This is a genomic window from Stenotrophomonas sp. GZD-301 (assembly GCF_049310345.1).
Taxonomy (GTDB): Bacteria; Pseudomonadota; Gammaproteobacteria; order Xanthomonadales; family Xanthomonadaceae; genus Stenotrophomonas.
In genome coordinates this window covers 1-19,601 of the sequence record NZ_JBMOWY010000038.1, presented here as the reverse complement: position 1 = coordinate 19,601, position 19,601 = coordinate 1, and the positions used below count along the sequence as shown (strand labels likewise).

Here is a 19,601-nt window from a genome sequence, read left to right as displayed (position 1 = left end):
GCTCAGGCCACGGCACGTGGCGGATGGATGCGGGTTGGCAGCCACGGGATCAGCGCGATCAATGCGATCGCGACCACGGCCACCAGCAGGTACAGATCAGCAGAGGTGAGTGCCACCACCTGCGCATGCAGGCGTGCGGGCAAGGACGGCAGCAGGGCGCCGTCGTCCAGCCACGGCGCGTTGCCGAGCCGCTCCACCAGCGCGTTGGAATGGAAGTGGCCGCGTACAGTGGTGGCCGCCTCGAGCAGGCCGCCGGCGAGCACCGCCGCGAACCCTTTGACGGTGTTGAACCAGGCCGACGCGAATGGACCGTCGGCCGGCGCCAGGCTGCCGGTGGCCAGCATCAGCAGCGGCAGCACCGCCATCGGCTGGGCGAATATCTGCAGCAGCTGCAGCGGGATGAAGGAGTCGCGGTTCCAGTCGGTGGTCAGCTGCGCGCCCAGCCAGCAGGTCAGTCCCAGCATGCCCAGGCCGATGGCCTGCACCCAGCGCGCATCCACCCGCCGCTGGTTGAGCAGCGCCGCCACCAGCGGCAGCGCCAGCAGCTGCGGAAGGGCCACCCACAGCAGCAGCGGCGCGGTCTGCAGCGGGCGGTAGCCCTGCACCTTGGCCAGGAACGTGGACGGGATCATCACCACCGCCAGCAGCACGAACAGCACCCCGCCGAGGGTGATCAGCGAATACAGCAGGTTGCGGTTGGTCAGCAACTGCAGCTTGAAGAACGGCAGCGGGTGCGACCACTCGTTGAACGCGAACAACGCCAGCAGACCGCTGCCCCCGCCCAGCAGCACGCAGATCAGCGGTGAGGCGAACCAGTCCAGGCGCGGCCCCTGCACCAGGCCGATCACCAGCATCACCAGCGCCGGAAAGCCGAGCGCCAGGCCCAGTCCATTGAACTGGGCGAAGCGCTCCAGCCGCAGCGGATCCTGCGGCAGGCCCCAGCCGACCATCGCGATGGCCGCCATGCACCACGGCACGATCTGCCAGAACGCCCACTGCCAGCCCACATACTCCACCCACAGCGCGGCCATCGGCGTGCCGAGGCTGGGACCGAAGGTGGCGGTGAGCGCGTAACCGGCCAGGCCGTACAGCTTGATGCCCGGCGGCAGGAAGCGCAGCGCCACGCTCATCAGCAACGGCGGCAGCGCGCCGCCGGCCAGGCCCTGGAGCGCGCGCAGGATCAGCAGCGACGACAGGTCCGGGGCCAGCGGGCAGAGCACGCCGAGCAGCATGAACGCGGCGATCATCGTCATCGCGAACCGGCGCAGCGAGAAGGTCACCGCGCACCACGGCGCAAACGCCATCGCGCTGACCGACATGGCGGTGTACAGCGCCACGATCCAGCTGCCGTCATCGACGCCGATGCCCATCGCACCGCGGATGTCGGCCAGCGCCACCTTGGTGACGTTCTCGTTGATGCCGGAGATCAGCACGGCCAGCAGCACACCGCACAGGCCGACCGCCAGGCGCGGGCCGAACGCGGCCTGCGGCGCGGCAGCGGGCGCCGCAGGTGCGGCCATCGGTACGGCCACCGCGCTCATCGCACGCCACCGGCAACGGTGCGGCAAACGGATAACAGCAGGAACATCACACGCACTCCACGACTGGGAGCGGCAGTCTAGGCAGCGCCGGCACTGCGAAAAATGGCGTGCCGGCCACGCCTGGCGTGCGTCCGGCGCACGCCTCGTGCGTCATGCGGCCGCCAGCGCGGCCGGGCGCACCTCACGCCAGTCCGGACTCCGCGTCGCACATCGCCTTGATGCTGCGGCGCAGCCAGCGATGCGCCAGATCGCTGTCCAGCCGCGGATGCCATGCCTGCACGATCACGGCCGTACGTACCGGGATCGGCAGCTCGAACAGGCGCAGCGGCACGCCCAGGCGCTCCAGCCGGCCCAGCATGACGCTGGGCATCTGCGCCATGATCAGATCCGAATCGGCGGCCGCGAAGATCGCCGAGTGGAAGGTCGGCATGATCTGCGCGACGCGGCGGTGCAGTCCCATTGCCGCCAGCTCCTCGTCGATCGGTCCCTGCGAGCGCCCGCGCCGCGAGACCGCGATGTGGTCGTAGGCAGCGAAACGCTCGGCGGTGATGTCGCCCTCGAACAGCGGATGGTTCTCACGCGCCGCGCCGAAGAACGAGGTGCTGAACAGCTTCTGTACTTTGGTGTCGTTGCCGAACTTGCCGGCCGCGCTGATGTTCAGATCGATGCGGCCCTGCTCCATCGCATCGTCATCGCCATCGCCTTCGGGCACGAAGCGCAGCACCGCGCGCGGTGCCTCGCCCTTGAACAGCTCGCGCATGCGTCCGCCATAGGTGCCCACGAATACGTCGTTGGCCCGGATGCTGAAGGTGCGTTCCAGGGTCATCATGTCCACTTCGCGGCCGGCATTGAACACCAGATGCGCCTGCTCGATCACCCCGCGCACCTGCTCGCGCAGCTGCAGCGCACGCGGGGTCGGGGCCAACCCGCGTCCGGCACGGACCAGCACCGGGTCGCCGACCGCCTCGCGGATGCGCCCCAAGGTCCGGCTCATCGCCGGCGCACTCAGGTTCATGCGGCGCGCCGCGCCGACCACACTGCCCTCTTCGATCAGGACATCCAGCGCAAGCAACAGGTTCAGGTCGGGCATGGGAAGGGCAGCATCGGACGGGTGGCAGTCACTTTACGACATGCCACGGTCTCGACCCGTGCGTGCAACGCACGCCTAAACTGCAGCAGGCGGCATGGGTCAGGACCGGGCTTTGGGCGACGATCCTGCCCCCCAGTCGGAGATTCCCCGATGTTCAAGCATATTCTTGTCGCGCTGGACGGCGGCAGCCAACACGCGCAGGTGCTGGCGCTGGCCGCGTCACTGGCCACGCCCCGTACCCGACTGCACCTGTTGTGCGCCGTGGACCCGGCCTATGCGCTGGCCGACGACGCCCCGCGCAGCGACCAGACCGAGTACCGCGCCGCCGATGCCGAACGCCGCCAGGCCACCACACTGCTCGAGACCGCGCTGGTGGAGCTGCGCGAACGCGGCATCGATGGCGTCGCCAGCCATCCGGCCGGCGATCCTGGCGACGTGCTGTGCGACTACGCCCGCCAGCATGGCTGCGACCTGATCGTGGTCGGCCATCGCCACCTGTCGCGGATGGAGCGCCTGTTCGAGCGTTCGGTGGGCCAATGGACGATCGACCATGCGCCGTGTCCGGTGCTGGTGGAAGTACGCGACGCCGGCGCGTGACTGCTCCGCCATCTTGGCTGCCGGCCCGCGGCCGGCACTACCGGTCTTGGCTGCCGGCCAGCGGCCGGCACTACAGGTCCATGCCCTCTGCCGGCACTACAGGTCCATGTCCTCTGCCGGCATTACCGGTCCATGTCCTCTGCCCGCACTGCGGCCACCTGCCCTTCCACCACCCGGTTGCGGCCCTGCCGCTTGGCCTCGTACAGCGCCGCATCGGTGGCGGCCACCAGCGCGCTCGGGGCGGCCGTGGTGACCTTGTCCACCCACGCCACGCCGATGCTGATGGTCACCCCGATCTGGCCGACCGACACCGGCGAGCTCAGCCGCAGCTGCTCGACCGCGATGCGCATGTTCTCGGCCAGGGCCAATACGCCCTCGCGGGTCGCCGCCGGCAGCACCACCGCGAACTCCTCGCCGCCGTACCGCGCCACCGCATCGGTCGCGCGCGTGGCGGAGCCGGCCAGCGCCGCCGCCACCGCGCGCAGGCAGGCATCACCGAGCGGATGCCCGTAGCGGTCGTTGAACACTTTGAAGTGGTCGATGTCCACCATCAGCAGCGCCATGCCCTGCCCGCTGCGCCGCGCACGGCCCCACTCGGCCTGCAGTACCTGGTCGAACTGGCGGCGGTTGGCCACGCCGGTCAGCCCGTCGACCCGTGCCAGCACATCCAGCCGATCCTGCTGCTCAAGCGAGCGCACCTGCATCAGCACGCTGCGCAGACCCGAGCCCAGCGTGGCAATGGCAAAACCGGCCACCGCCAGCATCGGATGCGCACGCACCAGCAGGGACGACATCACCAGCAGCGAGATCGCCAGGATCAACGGGCTGCCGACGCGCACCCCCAGTGCGAGCCGGCGCGACACCTGCCGTGGCGCCAGCGGCATACGGCGCCACGCTGCTGCGGCCAGCAGCAGGAACGGCACGTCGATCAGCAGGTCCGCGTGCCCACCGTAGCTGGCGTCACTGCCGAAGTGATTGATGTAGGCGGCCACCGCCATGTACACCCAGGCAAACAGGGCCAGCGCCCGGAAGAACCCGCGACGTGACGCGTCGTCGCTGGCGAGGTAGCGCAGCAGCGCGAAGCCGGCGATGAACAGGTTCTCGATGTCGAACATCAGCCGCAGGCTGTCCACACCGGCGTCGGAGGCATCGGTCATCGTGACGAAGGAGAAGGTGTAGACGAAGAACAGATAGCCGAGCAACAACGCCATCGCACCGTCGATGACGCTGAGGAACCACGGCGCGTGCCGCGGGTGGGCCATCGCGAAGGTCAACGGCACGCCGTACAGCACGTACAACAGCATGCTGATGCCGGGCGTTGCATCGGCATTGCCCAGGCCGACCTCCTGGTACATGTTCATCGCCATGCCGCCGGCCCACAGCAGCATGCCGACCGCCAGCGCCACCCAGCCCACCACCGCCTCGCTGCCGACACTGCGCCGCAGGCAGGCAGCGGCGGCCAGCACCGGGGCGCCGATCAGGAATGAAAACGAGAGGGTCTGCGCGTGCGCGGGCAGGAGCACCAGCGCCAGCCCGTGGCACAGCAGATACAGCACGGACAGCAGCCAAACCATGCGTCCCCCGTTCATTCGCCAGCGTGCTGCCACGATACCGGTTTCCGGCTCTGTTGCCGGTGTGCAACGTGATGTTCCTCACAGTCCTGGGCGGCCGCGAGGCGGGCCGCCCCGGGGTCTACCGCCCCCCCAACGCCCCCGCCGATGGCCCAGCCGCCCGGGAAGTGAGAAGATTCGCTCCCCTTCAAGGCCGGCCCGCCCGTGCCCGCCACTTCCACGAGATACCGTTGAGAACCCCCCAAGGCTTGCAGGCGCTGATCGACGACGGCGTGATCGATGAAGTGCTGCGTCCGCTCAAGAGCGGCAAGGAAGCAGCCGTCTATGTGGTCCGCAGTGGCGACGATGTGCGCTGCGCGAAGGTTTACAAGGACATGGCGCAGCGCAGCTTCCAGCAGCGCGTGCAGTACCAGGAAGGCCGCAAGGTGCGCGGCAGCCGCGAGGCGCGTGCGGTCGGCAAGGCCAGCAAGTACGGCCGCAAGCAGCAGGAAACCGCCTGGAAGAACACCGAGGTGGACGCGCTGTACCAGCTGCGCGATGCCGGCGTGCGCGTGCCCGAGCCGCACGGCTACTTCCACGGCGTGCTGGTGATGGAACTGGTCACCGATGCCGACGGTTTCTCCGCCGCCCGCCTGGGCGAGGTGGAACTGGAGCCCGACCAGGCGCGCGAGTTCCATCGCGTGCTGGTGCGCCAGGTGGTGCGGATGCTGTGCTGCGGCCTCATCCACGGCGATCTGTCGCCGTACAACGTGCTGGTGGGTCCGGATGGCCCGGTGGTGATCGACTTCCCGCAGGTGGTCAACGCCGGCGGCAACAATGCCGCGCGCAGCATGCTGCTGCGTGACGTCAACAACCTCACCGCGTACCTGGGCCGCTTCGCCCCGGAGCTGCTCGACACCTGGTACGGCGAGGAGATGTGGGCGCTGTTCGAGGCCGGCGACCTGCTGCCGGACAGCGAACTGACCGGCACCTTCGTCCACGACGAGTCCACCATTGATCTGGACAGCGTCCGCCACGCCATCAACGATGCGCGCGAGGAAGCCCTGATCCGCCAGCAGGGCCGCGAGGCGGCGGAAGAAGACGACCTGTAACCTCTCCTCTCACCCTCAGGCGTGCAGCGCCTGGGCGTGATGGGCGATGTGCTCGCCGATGAAGCTGGCGATGAAGTAGTAGCTGTGGTCGTACCCGGGCTGCAGGCGCAGCTGCAGCGGGTGGCCGGCAGCGGTGCAGGCCGCCTGCAGCCACTGCGGCTGCAGCTGGGTGTCGAGGAACTCGTCACCGCCGCCCTGGTCGACCAGCAGCGGCAGGCGCTCGCTGGCGGTGGCCACCAGTTCGCTGGCATCCCAGACTGCCCAGCCCGCACGGTCTTCGCCCAGGTAGGCGGCGAAGGCCTTCTGCCCCCACGGCACCCGCGTCGGGGCGACGATCGGCGAGAACGCCGACACGCTGCGATAGCGCCCGGGATTGCGCAGCGCGATCACCAGCGCGCCGTGGCCGCCCATCGAGTGCCCGCTGATCCCGCGTGCGGCCGTTGCCGGCAGGTGCGCTTCGACCAGCGCCGGCAGCTCGTCCACGATGTAGTCGTACATCCGGTAGTGCGCGGCCCACGGCTCCTCGGTGGCGTTGAGGTAGAACCCCGCGCCCTTGCCCAGGTCGTAGCCGTCCGCGTCGGCGACATCATCGCCGCGCGGGCTGGTGTCCGGCGCCACCAGGATCACCCCGTGCTCGGCGGCATACCGCTGCGCGCCGGCCTTGGTGATGAAGTTCTGTTCGGTGCAGGTCAACCCGCTCAGCCAGTACAGCACCGGCAGCCGGCGCGAGGCGGCCTGCGGCGGCAGGTAGACCGCGAATGTCATCTCGCAGCCCAGCACCTGCGAGCGGTGCCGGTACACGTCCTGCCAGCCGCCGGAGGCGGCGCGATGTTCGATGCGTTCCATGATGTTTCCCCTGCGGGCGGCGCGCGGTTGTCACGCCGCCCGACGTGATCAGTAGTGGACCACCGAGCGGATCGACTTGCCTTCGTGCATCAGGTCGAACGCCTCGTTGATCTGCTCCAGGCCCATCGTGTGGGTGACGAACGGCGCCAGTTCGATGTCGCCCTTCATGGCGTCTTCGACCATGCCCGGCAGCTGGCTGCGGCCCTTGACGCCGCCGAAGGCGGTGCCCTTCCAGGACCGGCCGGTGACCAGCTGGAACGGACGGGTGGAGATTTCCTGGCCGGACCCGGCCACACCGATGATCACCGACTGGCCCCAGCCACGGTGCGCGCATTCCAGCGCGGCGCGCATCACGTTGACGTTGCCGATGCACTCGAAGGTGTGGTCCACACCCCAGGTGGTCATCTCGACGATGACCTGCTGGATCGGCTTGTCGTGATCCTTCGGGTTGACGCAGTCGGTGGCACCGAACTGCTGTGCCAACGCGAACTTGGACGGGTTGGTGTCGATCGCGAAGATACGGCCGGCCTTGGCCTGGCGCGCGCCCTGGATCACCGCCAGGCCGATGCCACCGAGGCCGAACACGGCCACGCTGTCGCCTTCCTGCACCTTGGCGGTGTTGTGCACCGCGCCGATGCCCGTGGTGACGCCGCAGCCGAGCAGGCACACGTGTTCCGGGTTGGCATCCGGGTTGATCTTGGCCAGCGACACTTCGGCCACCACGGTGTACTCGCTGAAGGTCGAGCAGCCCATGTAGTGGTAGATCGGCTCGCCGTTGTACGAGAAGCGGGTGGTGCCATCGGGCATCACGCCCTTGCCCTGGGTGGCACGCACGGCCACGCACAGGTTGGTCTTGCCCGAGGTACAGAACAGGCACTGGCCGCATTCGGCGGTGTACAGCGGAATCACGTGGTCGCCCGGCTTGACGCTGGTGACGCCCTCGCCCACCTCGACCACGATGCCCGCACCCTCATGGCCGAGCACGGCCGGGAACAGGCCTTCCGGATCGTCGCCGGACAGCGTGAACGCATCGGTGTGGCAGACGCCGGTGTGGGTGATCCGCACCAGCACTTCGCCCTTCTGCGGCGGAGCGACATCGATCTCGACGATCTTCAACGGTTCGCCAGCGGCGAAGGCAACGGCAGCACGGGATTTCATCGGGAACTCTCCAGGACGGGAAACGGATCGGGGCAGCGCGCGGTCGCCCGCGGGCTTACTTCAGGTAGGAACGGATCAGCATGCTCATCTCGCGCACGCGCGCCTCGCGCTGCGCGTCGGACTGCGCGGGCTGGCCGAACTCTTCGCGCAGGTGCGCTTCCATCACTTCGGACATCAGCCCGTTGACGGCGCCGCGGATCGAGGCGATCTGCTGCAGCACCGGGCTGCAGTCCGCCCCGCCCTCCAGCGCGCGCTCCAGCGCATCGCACTGGCCGCGGATGCGGCGCACGCGCGCCAGGACGCGCTTCTTCTCCTGCGGCGAATGCGGCATGGCTGCAACCTCGGAACTATACTGGGGGTGAGTATACACGACCGTCCTCCTCAGGTTTCCCCCGCGGCCCCGTGGCGGCTGAACGGGGCCGTCCGCCCGTCCCTGCCCAGCAGCTCCACGGTGTAGGCAGGCACCGCCATGCCCGGCATCTCCATCCCCGGCGATCCGGCCGGCATGCCCGGCAGCAGCAGGCCACGCGCGAGCGGGCGTTCACGCAGCAGGCGCTGGATATCGGTGGCGGGGATATGCCCCTCGACGATGTACGGCCCCACTTCGGCGGTGTGGCAGGCGGCCTTGTCCAGCGGCACCCCCAGGCGCTGCTTGACCGTCATGAGGTCGTCGGTATCGCGCACCTCCACGCTGAAGCCGGCGCCGCGCACGTGGTCGACCCAGATGCCGCAGCACCCGCAGTTGGCGCTCTTGTGCACCACCATGTGCCCGGCCGGCGATGCCGGCGCGGCGTCGGCCAGCGCATCGGCGGCGGCGACGACGGTGACCGGTGCGGGCGGCTGTGCGCACGCGGCGAGGGCCAGGCTGGCGCCGGCGAAGGCGGCAAGACGAAGAAGGCGGAGGTGCTGCATGCGAACAATCCTTGCGGTATCCGTGAACCACGGCGAATCCGCAATCTAGGAAGCGGCGCCCGTCGCAGCGATGACGCGCGCATTACATCCTCGTAATGCGCGGGTCATCCTGCCGTGCGGTCGCTGTCATACAGTACCCGGCGCAGGTGTACACGACGCGGTCGTGCCCATGAAGGATGCAGGCGGGCCAACGAATGAAACTGCTGGTGGTCGAGGACGAACCCAAGACCGGTGAATACCTGCGCCAGGGACTGAGCGAAGCCGGCTTCGTGGTGGACCATGCGCGCAACGGCCTGGATGGCCATCATCTGGCAATGACCGGTGCGTACGATCTGATCGTGCTGGATGTGATGCTGCCGGACGTGAGCGGCTGGCACATCGTGCAGGCGCTGCGTGCTGCCGGGCGCACCACGCCGGTGCTGTTCCTGACCGCGCGCGACAGCGTCGGCGACCGGGTCAAGGGCCTGGAGCTGGGCGCGGACGACTACCTGGTCAAGCCGTTCGCCTTCGTTGAACTGCTGGCACGGCTGCGCACGCTGTTGCGCCGCGGCCACCTGCACCCGCAGCAGGATCGCCTGCAGGTGGCCGACCTGGTGCTGGATCTGCCGCGCCGCCGCGCCACCCGCGCGGGGCAGCGGCTGGTGCTGACCCACAAAGAGTTCACGCTGCTGGAGCTGCTGGTGCGCCGGCGCAATGAAGTGCTGCCGCGCTCGCTGATTGCCTCGCAGGTGTGGGACATGAATTTCGACAGCGACACCAACGTCATCGACGTGGCCATCCGCCGCCTGCGCGCCAAGATGGACGACGGCTTCGAGCGCAAGCTGATCGTCACCGTACGCGGCATGGGCTATGTCCTGGACGCCGGCGACGCCGACCCACCGGCATGAAGCCGCTGTCGCTTACCGCGCGGCTGACCGTGCTGTTCGCCGCGGTCTCCACGGTCGTGCTGACCGGCCTGGGCGCGCTGATCCTGTCGACCGTGCAGCAGCATTTCGTGCAGCAGGACGACCGCTACCTGGACAACAAGGTCCGGCTGATCGCCTCCATCGTGGCCGACGCGCCGCCCGACCAGGCCGGCGTGCGTCTGGCCGAGGCACTGGACCACCAGGCCGGCTTCAGCGCCGAGGTGCGGCGCGGCGATGGCAGCCTGCTGTACCGCTCGGCCGGCCCGCTGCTGCCGGCCCCAACTACCGATGCGCGCGCGTGGCACCGCGATGCGCAGGGACGCGACCATCGGCTCCGCCACGTGCGCACCGCCGCCGATCCCGCGCACGGCCCGCTGCAGATCACCGTGCTGCTCGACAGCGCGCCGCATACCCGTTTCCTGCACGACTTCACCGGCCGCCTGGCACTGTACGTGGCCGCCTCGGCGCTGCTGATCGGCCTGCTCGGCTGGCTCGCGGCACGGCGCGGCCTGGCGCCGTTGCGCGCGATGGCGGCGCGCGCCCGCGAGGTTACCGCCGAGCGCCTGGACCAGCGCATGCCCCTGCAGCCGGCGCCACCGGAGATCGCCGAACTGGCCGCGCACCTGGATGCGATGCTGGCGCGCCTGCAGGCCGACTTCCAGCGGCTGAGCGAGCTGTCATCGGACATCGCCCACGAACTGCGCACCCCGATCACCAACCTGCTGACCCAGACCGAGGTGGCGCTGGCCCGGCCGCGCAGTGTCGAGGCGTATCAGGATGTGCTGCTGTCCAACGCCGAGGAGCTGCAGCGGCTGAGCCGGATGATCGGCGACATGCTGTTCCTGGCGCGCACCGAGCACGAAGGCGGGCTGCCCGAGGCCGGCACGGTGGTGCTGGACCGGGAAGTGGCCGAGCTGTTCGACTTCTATGACGCCCTCGCCGAAGAACGTGGCATCACCCTGGCGCTGCACGGTGCGGGCCAGGTACGCGGCGACCGGCTGATGCTTCGCCGCGCGCTGGGCAACCTGCTCTCCAATGCCCTGCGCCATACCCCGCGCGGCGCCACCATCGAAGTGACGGTGTCAAACCCGGCGGGAGCCACCGAGGTGACCGTGTGCAACCCCGGTCCGCCCATTCCGGCCGATGCCCTGCCCCATCTGTTCGAGCGCTTCTTCCGCGCCGAGCGCTCGCGCACCCGCGGCGACGCCGATGGCGCGGGCCTGGGTCTGGCGATCACGCGCGCGATCATGCTCGCCCACGGCGGCACCCTGTCGGTTGCCTCCGGGCCGGCGGCGACCTGTTTCACGCTGCGATTTGGCGCGTGACACAATCGATCCGGACCGTTTCCGTCCAGGCCGGGCGCAGCGCCCGCACTCGCCGCCAAGGACACCGCATGCGCTTCCTGGTCAACATCGACGTGGACAACCTCGACCACGGCATCGCCTTCTACACCCGCGCATTCAACCTGCACCCGGGGCGCCGCTTCGGTGCCGATGGCGTGGAGCTGCTGGGCGGCCCCGCGCCGATCTACCTGCTGGCCAAGCCCGCCGGCAGCGCCTCCACCCCGCAGGTGCGCGACCGCCGCGACTACCGCCGGCACTGGACGCCGCTGCACCTGGACTGGGTTGTGGATGACCTCGACGCTGCTCTCGCACGCGCGATACAGGCGGGCGCGCGCGTCGAGCAGGCACCGGCCACGCACGCGTGGGGGCGGATCGCGCTGCTGGCCGATCCGTTCGGGCACGGTTTCTGCCTGCTGCAGTTTCTGGGCGACGGTTACGACGTGATCGCCACCGGCTGACCGCACGCGCCCAGGGGCCGCCTGCGGCCCCTGGAACGCATCCGCCAGTCACCCCAGCATGCGTTCGCTGGCCATGCCCGAGCGCGCGTCCGACAGCGGATGCCCGAACGGGGTTTCCCAGACGCGCCCCTGGTCGCGCGTCCAGTCGCTCGCCGCCGGTGCGCCGAAGGAGGCCAGTGCTTCCACCATGCGTTGCACTTCCGCCGAGACCGGCACGTCGCTCGGCTCGCGCTCGATCGAGGCGCTCGTGGCACGTGCCGCCCCCATCGGGGTAAGCAGGCTGGCAAAGCCTGCTGCCGGAATCGCGTTGCCGCCATCGCCCGGCTGCACATAGGCGATGGCGAACTCGCCGCCGAGGAAGTGCTTGAGCACCCGCATCTGCTGGCCCGCACTGCCATCCACCCGCACCACCAGGTCGTCGCCATCGCGGTGGTAGCTCAGGCGGGTGCGGGCAATGCCATCGAAGTACAGCCAGTCGGTGCCGCCGCCGGTGTTGTCCACCGTGTCCACGCCCGTACCGGCGCGGTAGAAGTAGGTGTCGTTGCCGGTGCCGCCGATCAGCAGGTCATCGCCGTCCTCGCCCACCAGCTGGTCGTCGCCGGCGCCGCCGATCAGGATGTCCTTGCCCGACCCGCTGAAGCTGCCGTTGCCGCCGGACAGGTAGTCGTTGCCGTCACCGCCTTCCAGCTTGTCGTCGCCGCCCATGCCGAACAGCGTGTCGTTGCCGCCCAGCCCCTGGATGCGATCGCGCCCGCTGGTGCCCACCAGCTGCTCGCCCGCGGCCGTGCCGCTGATCTGCGAGGGATAGTCGGCGTCATTGCCGCCACCCGGCGTGGTCACCAGGGCGTTGATGGCCGCGGTGTTGAGGGCCGAGCCACTGGCCGGCTGCAGGTAGTCCAGGGCCATGTCGCCGCCGAGGAAGTGCCCGGTCACGGTGACGCGCTGGCTGGCGCTGCCGTTGATGGTGATGACCAGGTTGTCCCCGTCGCGGGTGAAGGCGAGCTTGGACAGGCCGATGTCGTTCTGGAAGATCAGCCAGTCGGTCCCGCCGCCGGTGTTGTCGATCACATCGATGCCGCCGCCGTAGACGTACTGGTCGTCGCCACCGCCGCCGATCAGCACGTTGCTGCCGTCCTCGCCACGCAGGGTGTCGTTGCCGAGGCCGCCTTCCAGGCGGTCGTCGCCGGAGCCGGTGCCATTGCCGCTGCCGCCGGACAGGTAGTCGTTGCCGTCGCCGCCACGCAGGGTGTCGTTGCCGCCCATGCCGAACAGGGTATCGGCGCCGCCGAGCCCTTCGATGAGGTCCTTGCCGGCGCTGCCGACCAGCTGTTCGCCGGCCGCAGTGCCCTGGATGACCTGGTCGAACTGCCCGCCGGTGCTGCCACCGGCGACGATCTGGTTGATCTGCGCGGTGGTCAGGTACGAACCGCCATCGGGCTGCACGTAGTCGATGGCCGCATCGCCGCCCAGGAAGTGGTTGGTCACGCGCACGGCCGGCGTGGTGGCGTTGTCCAGGGTGATCAGCAGGTCGTTGCCATCGCGGCGGAAACCGATCCGCTCGCGGGTGATGCCGCCGGTGAAGAACACGCCGTCGAAGCCGCCGCCGGTGTTGTCCACGCGGTCGCTGCCACTGCTGATGTCGAACACGTACTTGTCGTCGCCGGTGCCGCCGATCAGCAGGTCATCGCCCCCGCCGCCGACAATCGTGTCGCTGCCGCCCATGCCGTGGATGACGTTGGCCTGCGCATTGCCGGCCAGGTAGTTGTCCAGGCCGTTGCCGCTGCCGTCGATGGCGGCGCTGCCGGTCAGGAACAGGTTCTCGATGTTGTCAGACAGTGTGTACGAGGCGCTCGACTGCACCTGGTCCTTGCCGGCACCGGCCGCCTCCACCACCACATCACTGCTGTCGTCGGTGATGTAGATGTCATCGCCGGCGCCGCCTTCCATGCGGTCGATACCCTCGCCGCCGTCGTGATAGTCGTTGCCGGCGCCGCCATGCAGCACATCGCTGCCGGCACCGCCGAACAGCGCATCGTCACCGTCCAGGCCATACAGCCGATCATCGCCGTCCCAGCCCCCCAGCGTATTGGCCCCGGCGTTGCCGGTGATCGTGTTGTCCAGGCCATTGCCGTTGCCGGTCTGGATGCCGGCGGCCAGGATCAGGTTCTCCACCTCGTCGGACAGGACCAGGTTGGTTTCGTAGCGCCGCTCGACCGTATCGATGCCTTCGCCGGCGTACTCGCGGATCCAGTCGTCGCTGCTGTCGTTGATGTAGTAGTCGTCACCCAGCCCACCGGACATCAGATCGCCCCCCAGGCCACCGTCGAGACGGTTGTTGCCGACGTTGCCGATCAGCACGTTGTCGCCGGCGTTGCCGGTGCCGTTGAGATTGCCCTCACCGAGCAGGGTCAGGTCTTCCAGCGTGTCGCCGAGCTGGTAGTCGATCGAGGCCTCCACGGTGTCGCGGCCTTCGCCGGCCAGCTCGACCACCACGTCACCGGCATGGTCGACGACATAGGTGTCGTCGCCCAGCCCACCCACCATGCGGTCGGCGCCGCCGGCACCGTCCAGCCGGTTGCTGCTGCTGTTGCCGATCAGTTCGTTGTCGCTCTGGTTGCCGGTGGCCGACCACGCGCTGCTGCCTTCCACCTGGACCAGGCGCTCGATGTTGGCCGACAGGGTGTAGTCGCTGGTCGCGTAGACCACGTCCAGACCCTCGCCTGCCAGCTCGACGATGACGTCCTGCGCGCTGTCCACGCGGTAGGTGTCGTTGCCGGTCCCGCCGATCAGCAGATCCTCACCACTGCCACCGTCGAGGTCGTCGTTGCCGTCGCCGCCGGCCAGGGTGTCGTTGCCCGCGCGCCCCTCGAGGATATCGTCGCCGCCCAGACCCTCCAGGCGGTTGGCGCCCTCGTTGCCGAGCAGGGTGTTGGCCGCCTGGTTGCCGGTGGCGGCCACGTCGGCCGACCCCACCAGTTCCAGCACTTCCACGTGATCGGGCAGGGCGAAGTCCACCGACGACTCGATCCGGTCGGTACCGCCGTTGGCGGCCTCGCTGACCACATCGAGCACATCGTCCACGCGGTACACGTCATCGCCGCCCCCGCCGCTGAGGTGGTCGGCGCCGGCCCCGCCGTCGAGCAGGTCCTGCCCCTCGCCACCGGAGAGCGTGTCGTGGCCCTCGCCACCGTACAGCGCGTCGTTGCCCGCACCGCCAAACAGGTGATCGTCGCCCTGCTCGCCCCACAGCTGGTCGGCGCCCTCACCGCCGCTGACGGTGTCGTCACCCGCGCCCGCGTGCACCGTATCGTCCCCGGCCAGGGCGTCGATGGTGTTGCCGGCCGCATTGCCGAGAATGACATCGGCGGCCGCCGTGCCCTTGAGCACCTCCAGGTCCAGCGCCGCCGCCGGGAGCACCCACGCCGGTTCATCACCGACGTGCACGGTCAGGCCGCGCAGGGCCAGCCCGGTGTCCGCCGCAAACACATCTTCCCAGCGGACTTCGTCGCCCGCTGCCGTACCAAAGCGGATGACCAGCGCGTTCCCTTCGCGGCGCATGATGATCTCGGCGCGGGTCAGCCCAGCCAGCCGCAGCACGGTGGCGCCGACCGTATCGATGAGGGTGTCGCGGCCGTCGCCACGCGCGAAGTGGAACGTGTCGTCACCGTCGTTGCCTTCCAGCACGTCGTTGCCGGCACCGCCATGCAGCTGGTCGTTGCCGTCACCACCGAGCAGGCGGTCGTCACCTTCATCGCCGAACAGCGTGTCGTCGCCCTGCGCACCGGCCAGCCAGTCGCCGTCGAGCCCGCCCCGTAGCACGTCGTCGCCGAAACCGCCATGCAGCGCGTCGATGCCGGCGCCGCCGACCAGCAGGTCATTGCCGTCGTCGCCAAACAGCGTGTCGCTGCCGTCGCCACCGTCGAGCGCATCATCGCCGTCCTCACCGTGCAGCATGTCGTCGCCGCCACCGCCGGCGAGGATGTCGTTGCCGGCGGCGCCCCGGATCGTGTCGTTGCCCAGGCCGCCGTCGATCTCGTCGCTGCCCGCATAGCCCTGCAGCAGGTCGTCGCCAGCGGTGGCAGCCTGCACACGGGCCTTGATGTCGGCCACGCTCCACTGCGTACCGTCGGCGAAGCGGATCGCGTCGATGCGGTACGCGCCATCGCCATCGTCCATGAAGTAGTTCTGCACGCGCACGTCGTCGCCACCGAGCACCGTCAGCACCAGGTCGCTGCCCTGACGGGACGCGGTGACGGCCGACACCGCGATGCCGGCGCCGAACTCCAGCACGTCCAGGCGCCCGGCGCCGGTGTCGTAGTTGCGGATGACGTCGTGCCCACCGCCGGCGTTGAACACATAGGTGTCGTTGCCGCGACCGCCATCGAGCACGTCGTTGCCCAGCCCGCCGTCGAGACGGTCATCGCCATCGCCGCCATCCAGGCGGTCATCGTCGGCACCACCGTCAAGCAGATCGTTGCCCTGCCCGCCGTGCAGGCTGTCCGCACCGGCATCGCCGGACAGGCTGTCGTTGCCCTCGTCGCCGTTGAGCGTATCGGCCCCGGCGCCACCACTGAGGGTGTCGTTGCCGCCGCGCCCGGAGAGCCAGTCGTTGCTGGTGCCACCGGTGATGACATCGTCGGTCTCGTAGCCGTAGATGTCGTCGTCGCCATCGGTGGCCGTCAGCACCCGGGTCTTCACGTCGGCGATGGACCACTCGGTGCCGTTGGCGAAGCGGAACCCGTCGATGCGGTACGCACTGGCACCGTCGGCCTCGAAGAACTCCTGGATGTCGATGCGGTCGTTGGTGCCGATGATGGTGATGCAGAGGTAGTCGCCGCTGCGCCACATGCGGATGTCGGCAGCGGTGATGCCGGCACCGAACTGGACGATGTCGCGGCGGCCGGCGGTGTCGTCCCAGTTGTTGATGCGGTCATAGCCGCTGCCGCGCCCGAACAGGTAGACATCATTGCCGGCGCCACCGGACAGGTAGTCGTTGCCGGTGCCGCCGTCAAGGCGGTCGTTGCCGCTGCCGCCCTGCAGCTGGTCGTTGCCCTCCCCGCCCAGCAGCACATCATTGCCCGCATCGCCGTACAGCACGTCGTTGCCGGTGCCGCCGGTCAGGGTGTCGTTGCCGTCGCCGCCGCTGAGCTGGTCGTCGTCCGCGCCGCCGAACAGCTGGTCGTCGCCGGCATCGCCCTGCAGGCTGTCACTGCCGCCATCGCCGACCAGCACATCGTTGCCCGCCCCGCCACGCAGCGTTTCCCGCCCGCTGAGCTGGTTGCGCCCGATCAGGATGTCACCGTCCGCGCTGCCGTTGAGCGTGCCGCCGTCGGTGGACGAAAGACGGATGTCCAGGCGCGCCAGCGCGTCCACCACGGCCGCGTTGCCGCCGTGCGTGTCCAGCCAGGAGCGAAGCGTGCCAGTGCCTGCGAGCAGGCCCTGCCCGCCCAGGTTGCCCAGTTGCGCACGCAGCAGCTCGGCCAGGTCGATCACCGTATCCACCGGCTCGCTGGCATAACGCGTGTCCAGCAGCGCATGCATCGCGGTGAAATCGTAGGAGAACTGATTGAGACCGGTCCAGTCGATCGCGATGGCGTCCAGGTACGGACGCAGACGCGTCTGCGCGACCAGGCTCTGGTAGGCCAGCTCAAAGTAGTTGTCGTAGATCGCCTGATACTGCTGGATGGTTTCCGAGCCCCACCACAGGCCGGTGATCGGCACCTCGTTGCCCAGCAGCGCTTCCACCACCCGCACCATTTCCCACTGCGGCTCGGACAGCCAGGTCGGATCGGCCCACGCCAGCACCTCGCCCGGGCGCAGGTTGATCACGTTGGGCGAATTGGGGTCCTCCACGCCGCCGCCGGCAAACAGTTCGATGCCAGCGGCGCTGAACGTGGGATTGGTCCGCGCCCACTCCAGCAGCACATCGGCCACGCGGCCCTTCAGTTCAGCGCGGCTGCTGGTGGCGACCAGCGCCTGCAGCGCCTGCGCCAGAGCGGGGGACAGGCTGGCGGCCTGGTGCATCTCGCGCAGCCGGCCGACGGCACCGAGCGTGGGCAGGTCGGCCACCGCCGGATCGACGGCGACCGGGTCGATGTACTCGCTGTAGACGCCGTCATGGTCGAACAGGAAGTCCTGCATCAGGCCAGTCGTGGTCGTGCCATCGGCGTTGCGCCGCACGAAGCTGCCGGTGCCGAACAGGCGACCGCCGGCGACCGCCCCATTGCCGGCATTGGTCGAGTCCAGCGAGAAACTCTCAATGCCCAGCTCGGTCAGCGTCTTGAGCTCGCCGGCATCGCTGATGCCGTCACCGTCGACATCCTGCCAGACCTTGATCTCGTTGAATCTGGCGTCGAGCGCGTTGATCACGCCGTCATGGTTGCTGTCCAGGCTGCCCAGCGCCTGGAAGCCATCGGTGAACCCGGCGCCGGCGCCGGTGGTGTTGTCGCCGAACAGCTCGGTCCCGTCTTCCACGCGACCGTTGCCATTGCGGTCCCACACCAGAATGCCGTCGGAGCCATCCACCCAACCGGTGGCGGTACGGATGCCGTCGCCGTTGTGATCGAACAACGCACCCGCTGCGCCGTTTTCGGCAACGGTGCGCACTACGCCGTCGCCATCCAGATCCAGCGCCAGCGGGTCGTATCTGACGATGCGGTAGGTGGGGTCTTTGAGCAGGTCGCGCAGCCGTTCGAACAGGCTCCGGGCGCGCTGGAACTCCTCGCCCAGCGGCGAATCGAGGAACCGACGTTTCATCAGATCCAGCTGATGGTTGATCCAGTCGCGCATCTGCGCGGACATCTCGTCGAAATAGTCCTGGGACGCCGGCGGGTCGAGCAGGTCGTAGTTGTCGAAGGGGGTGATCAGGTCCTCGAAGCCGGTCGGCTGGGTGAGACCCATCGCCTTGATCAGCGTATGGGCCACCGAGTTGCTGTTGGGCCCGGTGAACCCACCCGGCGGGTAGCCCAGGTCCATGTTGTTCAACTGCTCCATCGCGTTCTGCGCCACGCCCCACTTGGCGGCCACATCCGCCAGCGAGCCCTCGAACAGCACCTGACTGGGCTGCCCGGGCCGGGAGTAGAAGTCGGCTGGATTCTGCAGATCGTAGGCTTTCAGCCGGTCGCTGCTGAGATAGCCGATCGCCTTGATCGACCCGTCGCTGCTGGTGGCCAGGCCATGCATTTCGCCCTGGATGCTGCCATCCGGCCCCCGCAGACGCAGGAAGTTGTGGCCGGCGACATCCCCAACGCCGGGCACCGGCACGATCGGCATGGTGACGATTTCAATGATGTATCCAGACATGATTCCATTCTCTTCCGGGGCGGACCGTGGCAGGCCACGGCAGGGGGCACGCACCGATCAACCGAACGGCGCGTGCAGATGGGGCGTCGAGAGATGACACGGCAGGTGCCCAGCACCTGCGACGATTACGGGAAGCCGGAGCGGGCAACATCCAGCGCGGTGATCGCGCCTTTGCGGCTGTGCATATCCACGCGCAACTGGATCTGCAACGGCCTGCGTTCGCCGCCGCCCTTGAGCAGCGTGCCGGGCATCGTGGCCTGGTAGTGGCACGACAGATCCTGCCCGGTGACCGCACAGCGCTGGAAGCCAAGATCGCGCAGGCAGGACTCGGAGGCCAGGCACGCAGCACTGTCCGGACGCGTCTGCAGCCAGGTCTGAAGATTGCGGGCAATCGAGGGTTCGCGGTTCATCCACTGGCGGGACAGCTCACCGGCCAGCGGAGAATCGCCAAGCGCCTTGAGCTCTACGCCGATGCCCGGGCCATCAACGCAGCCGGCCCCGGCAAGGGCAACCGTGGTGAGGGTGATCCGGAAGGTGAGCGTGCGAAGTCGCGCGCGGATGCCGCGCCGATCCACCGCCAGCGGTGCTGCACTCCCCTGTCGCATAACGTCCCTGCCATGCTGTTGGCCCGGTCGCGGGCTCCCCGTGGCGGATCATGTCGAGTGCCCCGGGGCGTGTCAAGGCGCCGCGCGGCGCCTTGCAGACAGTGGCCCGGAGGCGGTCCGGGCCGGTCCGGTACAGTGGGCAGGCTCACTCTCCACGTGCGCTTTGAAGACGACACCCCCCC

14 protein-coding genes are annotated in these 19,601 nt (G+C 69.0%); 5 read left to right on the top strand and 9 right to left on the bottom strand.

Annotation, left to right across the window (positions count from 1 at the left end):
- Window positions 1–2 precede the first annotated feature (2 nt).
- Window positions 3–1,541, bottom strand: a complete 1,539-nt coding sequence (locus ACO6VK_RS10110) for an MFS transporter (RefSeq protein WP_422506733.1) — start codon at window positions 1,539–1,541, stop codon at window positions 3–5.
- 181 nt (window positions 1,542–1,722) lie between these two features.
- Window positions 1,723–2,631 (bottom strand): LysR family transcriptional regulator, encoded by a 909-nt coding sequence (locus tag ACO6VK_RS10105; RefSeq protein ID WP_422506732.1) that lies wholly within the window; start codon window positions 2,629–2,631, stop codon window positions 1,723–1,725.
- Between the two features lie 150 nt (window positions 2,632–2,781).
- Between ACO6VK_RS10105 and ACO6VK_RS10100 the strand changes: the two genes are divergently transcribed.
- Window positions 2,782–3,228: a universal stress protein gene (locus ACO6VK_RS10100; protein ID WP_422506731.1), complete on the top strand. Its 447-nt coding sequence runs from the start codon at window positions 2,782–2,784 to the stop codon at window positions 3,226–3,228.
- Window positions 3,229–3,350: 122 nt separating this feature from the next.
- Here ACO6VK_RS10100 and ACO6VK_RS10095 read toward each other — a convergent pair whose 3' ends face one another.
- Window positions 3,351–4,802: a GGDEF domain-containing protein gene (locus ACO6VK_RS10095; RefSeq protein ID WP_422506730.1), complete on the bottom strand. Its 1,452-nt coding sequence runs from the start codon at window positions 4,800–4,802 to the stop codon at window positions 3,351–3,353.
- A 227-nt stretch (window positions 4,803–5,029) separates the two neighbouring features.
- Between ACO6VK_RS10095 and ACO6VK_RS10090 the strand changes: the two genes are divergently transcribed.
- The gene (locus ACO6VK_RS10090; protein ID WP_422506729.1) at window positions 5,030–5,890 is read left to right on the top strand and encodes a PA4780 family RIO1-like protein kinase; all 861 of its coding nucleotides are present in this window, start codon (window positions 5,030–5,032) and stop codon (window positions 5,888–5,890) included.
- Window positions 5,891–5,905: 15 nt separating this feature from the next.
- On the opposite strand, the gene fghA is transcribed toward ACO6VK_RS10090, so the two are convergent.
- The 4 genes from fghA to ACO6VK_RS10070 are packed head-to-tail and all read right to left on the bottom strand — an operon-like array spanning window position 5,906 to window position 8,806.
- Complete coding sequence (gene fghA, locus ACO6VK_RS10085; RefSeq protein ID WP_422506728.1) at window positions 5,906–6,736, bottom strand: S-formylglutathione hydrolase; 831 nt, start codon at window positions 6,734–6,736, stop codon at window positions 5,906–5,908.
- A gap of 48 nt (window positions 6,737–6,784) precedes the next feature.
- Entirely contained in the window at window positions 6,785–7,894 is a 1,110-nt protein-coding gene (locus ACO6VK_RS10080) for an S-(hydroxymethyl)glutathione dehydrogenase/class III alcohol dehydrogenase (RefSeq protein WP_411852119.1), read from the bottom strand.
- 55 nt (window positions 7,895–7,949) lie between these two features.
- Window positions 7,950–8,225 (bottom strand): metal/formaldehyde-sensitive transcriptional repressor, encoded by a 276-nt coding sequence (locus ACO6VK_RS10075; protein ID WP_411852120.1) that lies wholly within the window; start codon window positions 8,223–8,225, stop codon window positions 7,950–7,952.
- 50 nt (window positions 8,226–8,275) lie between these two features.
- Window positions 8,276–8,806 carry a DUF411 domain-containing protein gene (locus ACO6VK_RS10070; RefSeq protein WP_422506727.1) on the bottom strand — a complete coding sequence of 177 codons (531 nt, stop codon included), beginning with the start codon at window positions 8,804–8,806 and terminating at the stop codon, window positions 8,276–8,278.
- A gap of 194 nt (window positions 8,807–9,000) precedes the next feature.
- Between ACO6VK_RS10070 and ACO6VK_RS10065 the strand changes: the two genes are divergently transcribed.
- The 3 genes from ACO6VK_RS10065 to ACO6VK_RS10055 all read left to right on the top strand — a co-directional run bounded on the left by ACO6VK_RS10065 (window position 9,001) and on the right by ACO6VK_RS10055 (window position 11,512).
- Window positions 9,001–9,693, top strand: a complete 693-nt coding sequence (locus ACO6VK_RS10065; protein ID WP_153164759.1) for a heavy metal response regulator transcription factor — start codon at window positions 9,001–9,003, stop codon at window positions 9,691–9,693.
- Window positions 9,690–11,036, top strand: a complete 1,347-nt coding sequence (locus tag ACO6VK_RS10060) for a heavy metal sensor histidine kinase (protein ID WP_422506726.1) — start codon at window positions 9,690–9,692, stop codon at window positions 11,034–11,036. Before ACO6VK_RS10065 ends, ACO6VK_RS10060 begins: the two co-directional genes overlap by 4 nt.
- Window positions 11,037–11,104: 68 nt before the next feature.
- A complete protein-coding gene (locus tag ACO6VK_RS10055; RefSeq protein ID WP_422506725.1) occupies window positions 11,105–11,512 on the top strand; it encodes a VOC family protein in 408 nt (135 codons plus the stop codon).
- Between the two features lie 48 nt (window positions 11,513–11,560).
- On the opposite strand, the gene ACO6VK_RS10050 is transcribed toward ACO6VK_RS10055, so the two are convergent.
- Complete coding sequence (locus ACO6VK_RS10050) at window positions 11,561–18,814, bottom strand: calcium-binding protein (protein ID WP_422506724.1); 7,254 nt, start codon at window positions 18,812–18,814, stop codon at window positions 11,561–11,563.
- Window positions 18,815–18,939: 125 nt separating this feature from the next.
- Window positions 18,940–19,419 (bottom strand): hypothetical protein, encoded by a 480-nt coding sequence (locus ACO6VK_RS10045; protein WP_422506723.1) that lies wholly within the window; start codon window positions 19,417–19,419, stop codon window positions 18,940–18,942.
- Window positions 19,420–19,601 lie beyond the last annotated feature (182 nt).

What these genes read in the sequence shown, in the direction of transcription:
- ACO6VK_RS10045 (WP_422506723.1), bottom strand. Translation starts at nt 19,419, where the DNA reads ATGCGACAGGGGAGTGCAGCACCGCTGGCGGTGGATCGGCGCGGCATC.
- ACO6VK_RS10105 (WP_422506732.1), bottom strand. Translation starts at nt 2,631, where the DNA reads ATGCCCGACCTGAACCTGTTGCTTGCGCTGGATGTCCTGATCGAAGAG.
- ACO6VK_RS10075 (WP_411852120.1), bottom strand. Translation starts at nt 8,225, where the DNA reads ATGCCGCATTCGCCGCAGGAGAAGAAGCGCGTCCTGGCGCGCGTGCGC.
- ACO6VK_RS10080 (WP_411852119.1), bottom strand. Translation starts at nt 7,894, where the DNA reads ATGAAATCCCGTGCTGCCGTTGCCTTCGCCGCTGGCGAACCGTTGAAG.
- fghA (WP_422506728.1), bottom strand. Translation starts at nt 6,736, where the DNA reads ATGGAACGCATCGAACATCGCGCCGCCTCCGGCGGCTGGCAGGACGTG.
- ACO6VK_RS10055 (WP_422506725.1), top strand. Translation starts at nt 11,105, where the DNA reads ATGCGCTTCCTGGTCAACATCGACGTGGACAACCTCGACCACGGCATC.
- ACO6VK_RS10100 (WP_422506731.1), top strand. Translation starts at nt 2,782, where the DNA reads ATGTTCAAGCATATTCTTGTCGCGCTGGACGGCGGCAGCCAACACGCG.
- ACO6VK_RS10065 (WP_153164759.1), top strand. Translation starts at nt 9,001, where the DNA reads ATGAAACTGCTGGTGGTCGAGGACGAACCCAAGACCGGTGAATACCTG.
- ACO6VK_RS10110 (WP_422506733.1), bottom strand. Translation starts at nt 1,541, where the DNA reads ATGAGCGCGGTGGCCGTACCGATGGCCGCACCTGCGGCGCCCGCTGCC.
- ACO6VK_RS10095 (WP_422506730.1), bottom strand. Translation starts at nt 4,802, where the DNA reads ATGGTTTGGCTGCTGTCCGTGCTGTATCTGCTGTGCCACGGGCTGGCG.
- ACO6VK_RS10060 (WP_422506726.1), top strand. Translation starts at nt 9,690, where the DNA reads ATGAAGCCGCTGTCGCTTACCGCGCGGCTGACCGTGCTGTTCGCCGCG.
- ACO6VK_RS10050 (WP_422506724.1), bottom strand. Translation starts at nt 18,814, where the DNA reads ATGTCTGGATACATCATTGAAATCGTCACCATGCCGATCGTGCCGGTG.
- ACO6VK_RS10070 (WP_422506727.1), bottom strand. Translation starts at nt 8,806, where the DNA reads ATGCAGCACCTCCGCCTTCTTCGTCTTGCCGCCTTCGCCGGCGCCAGC.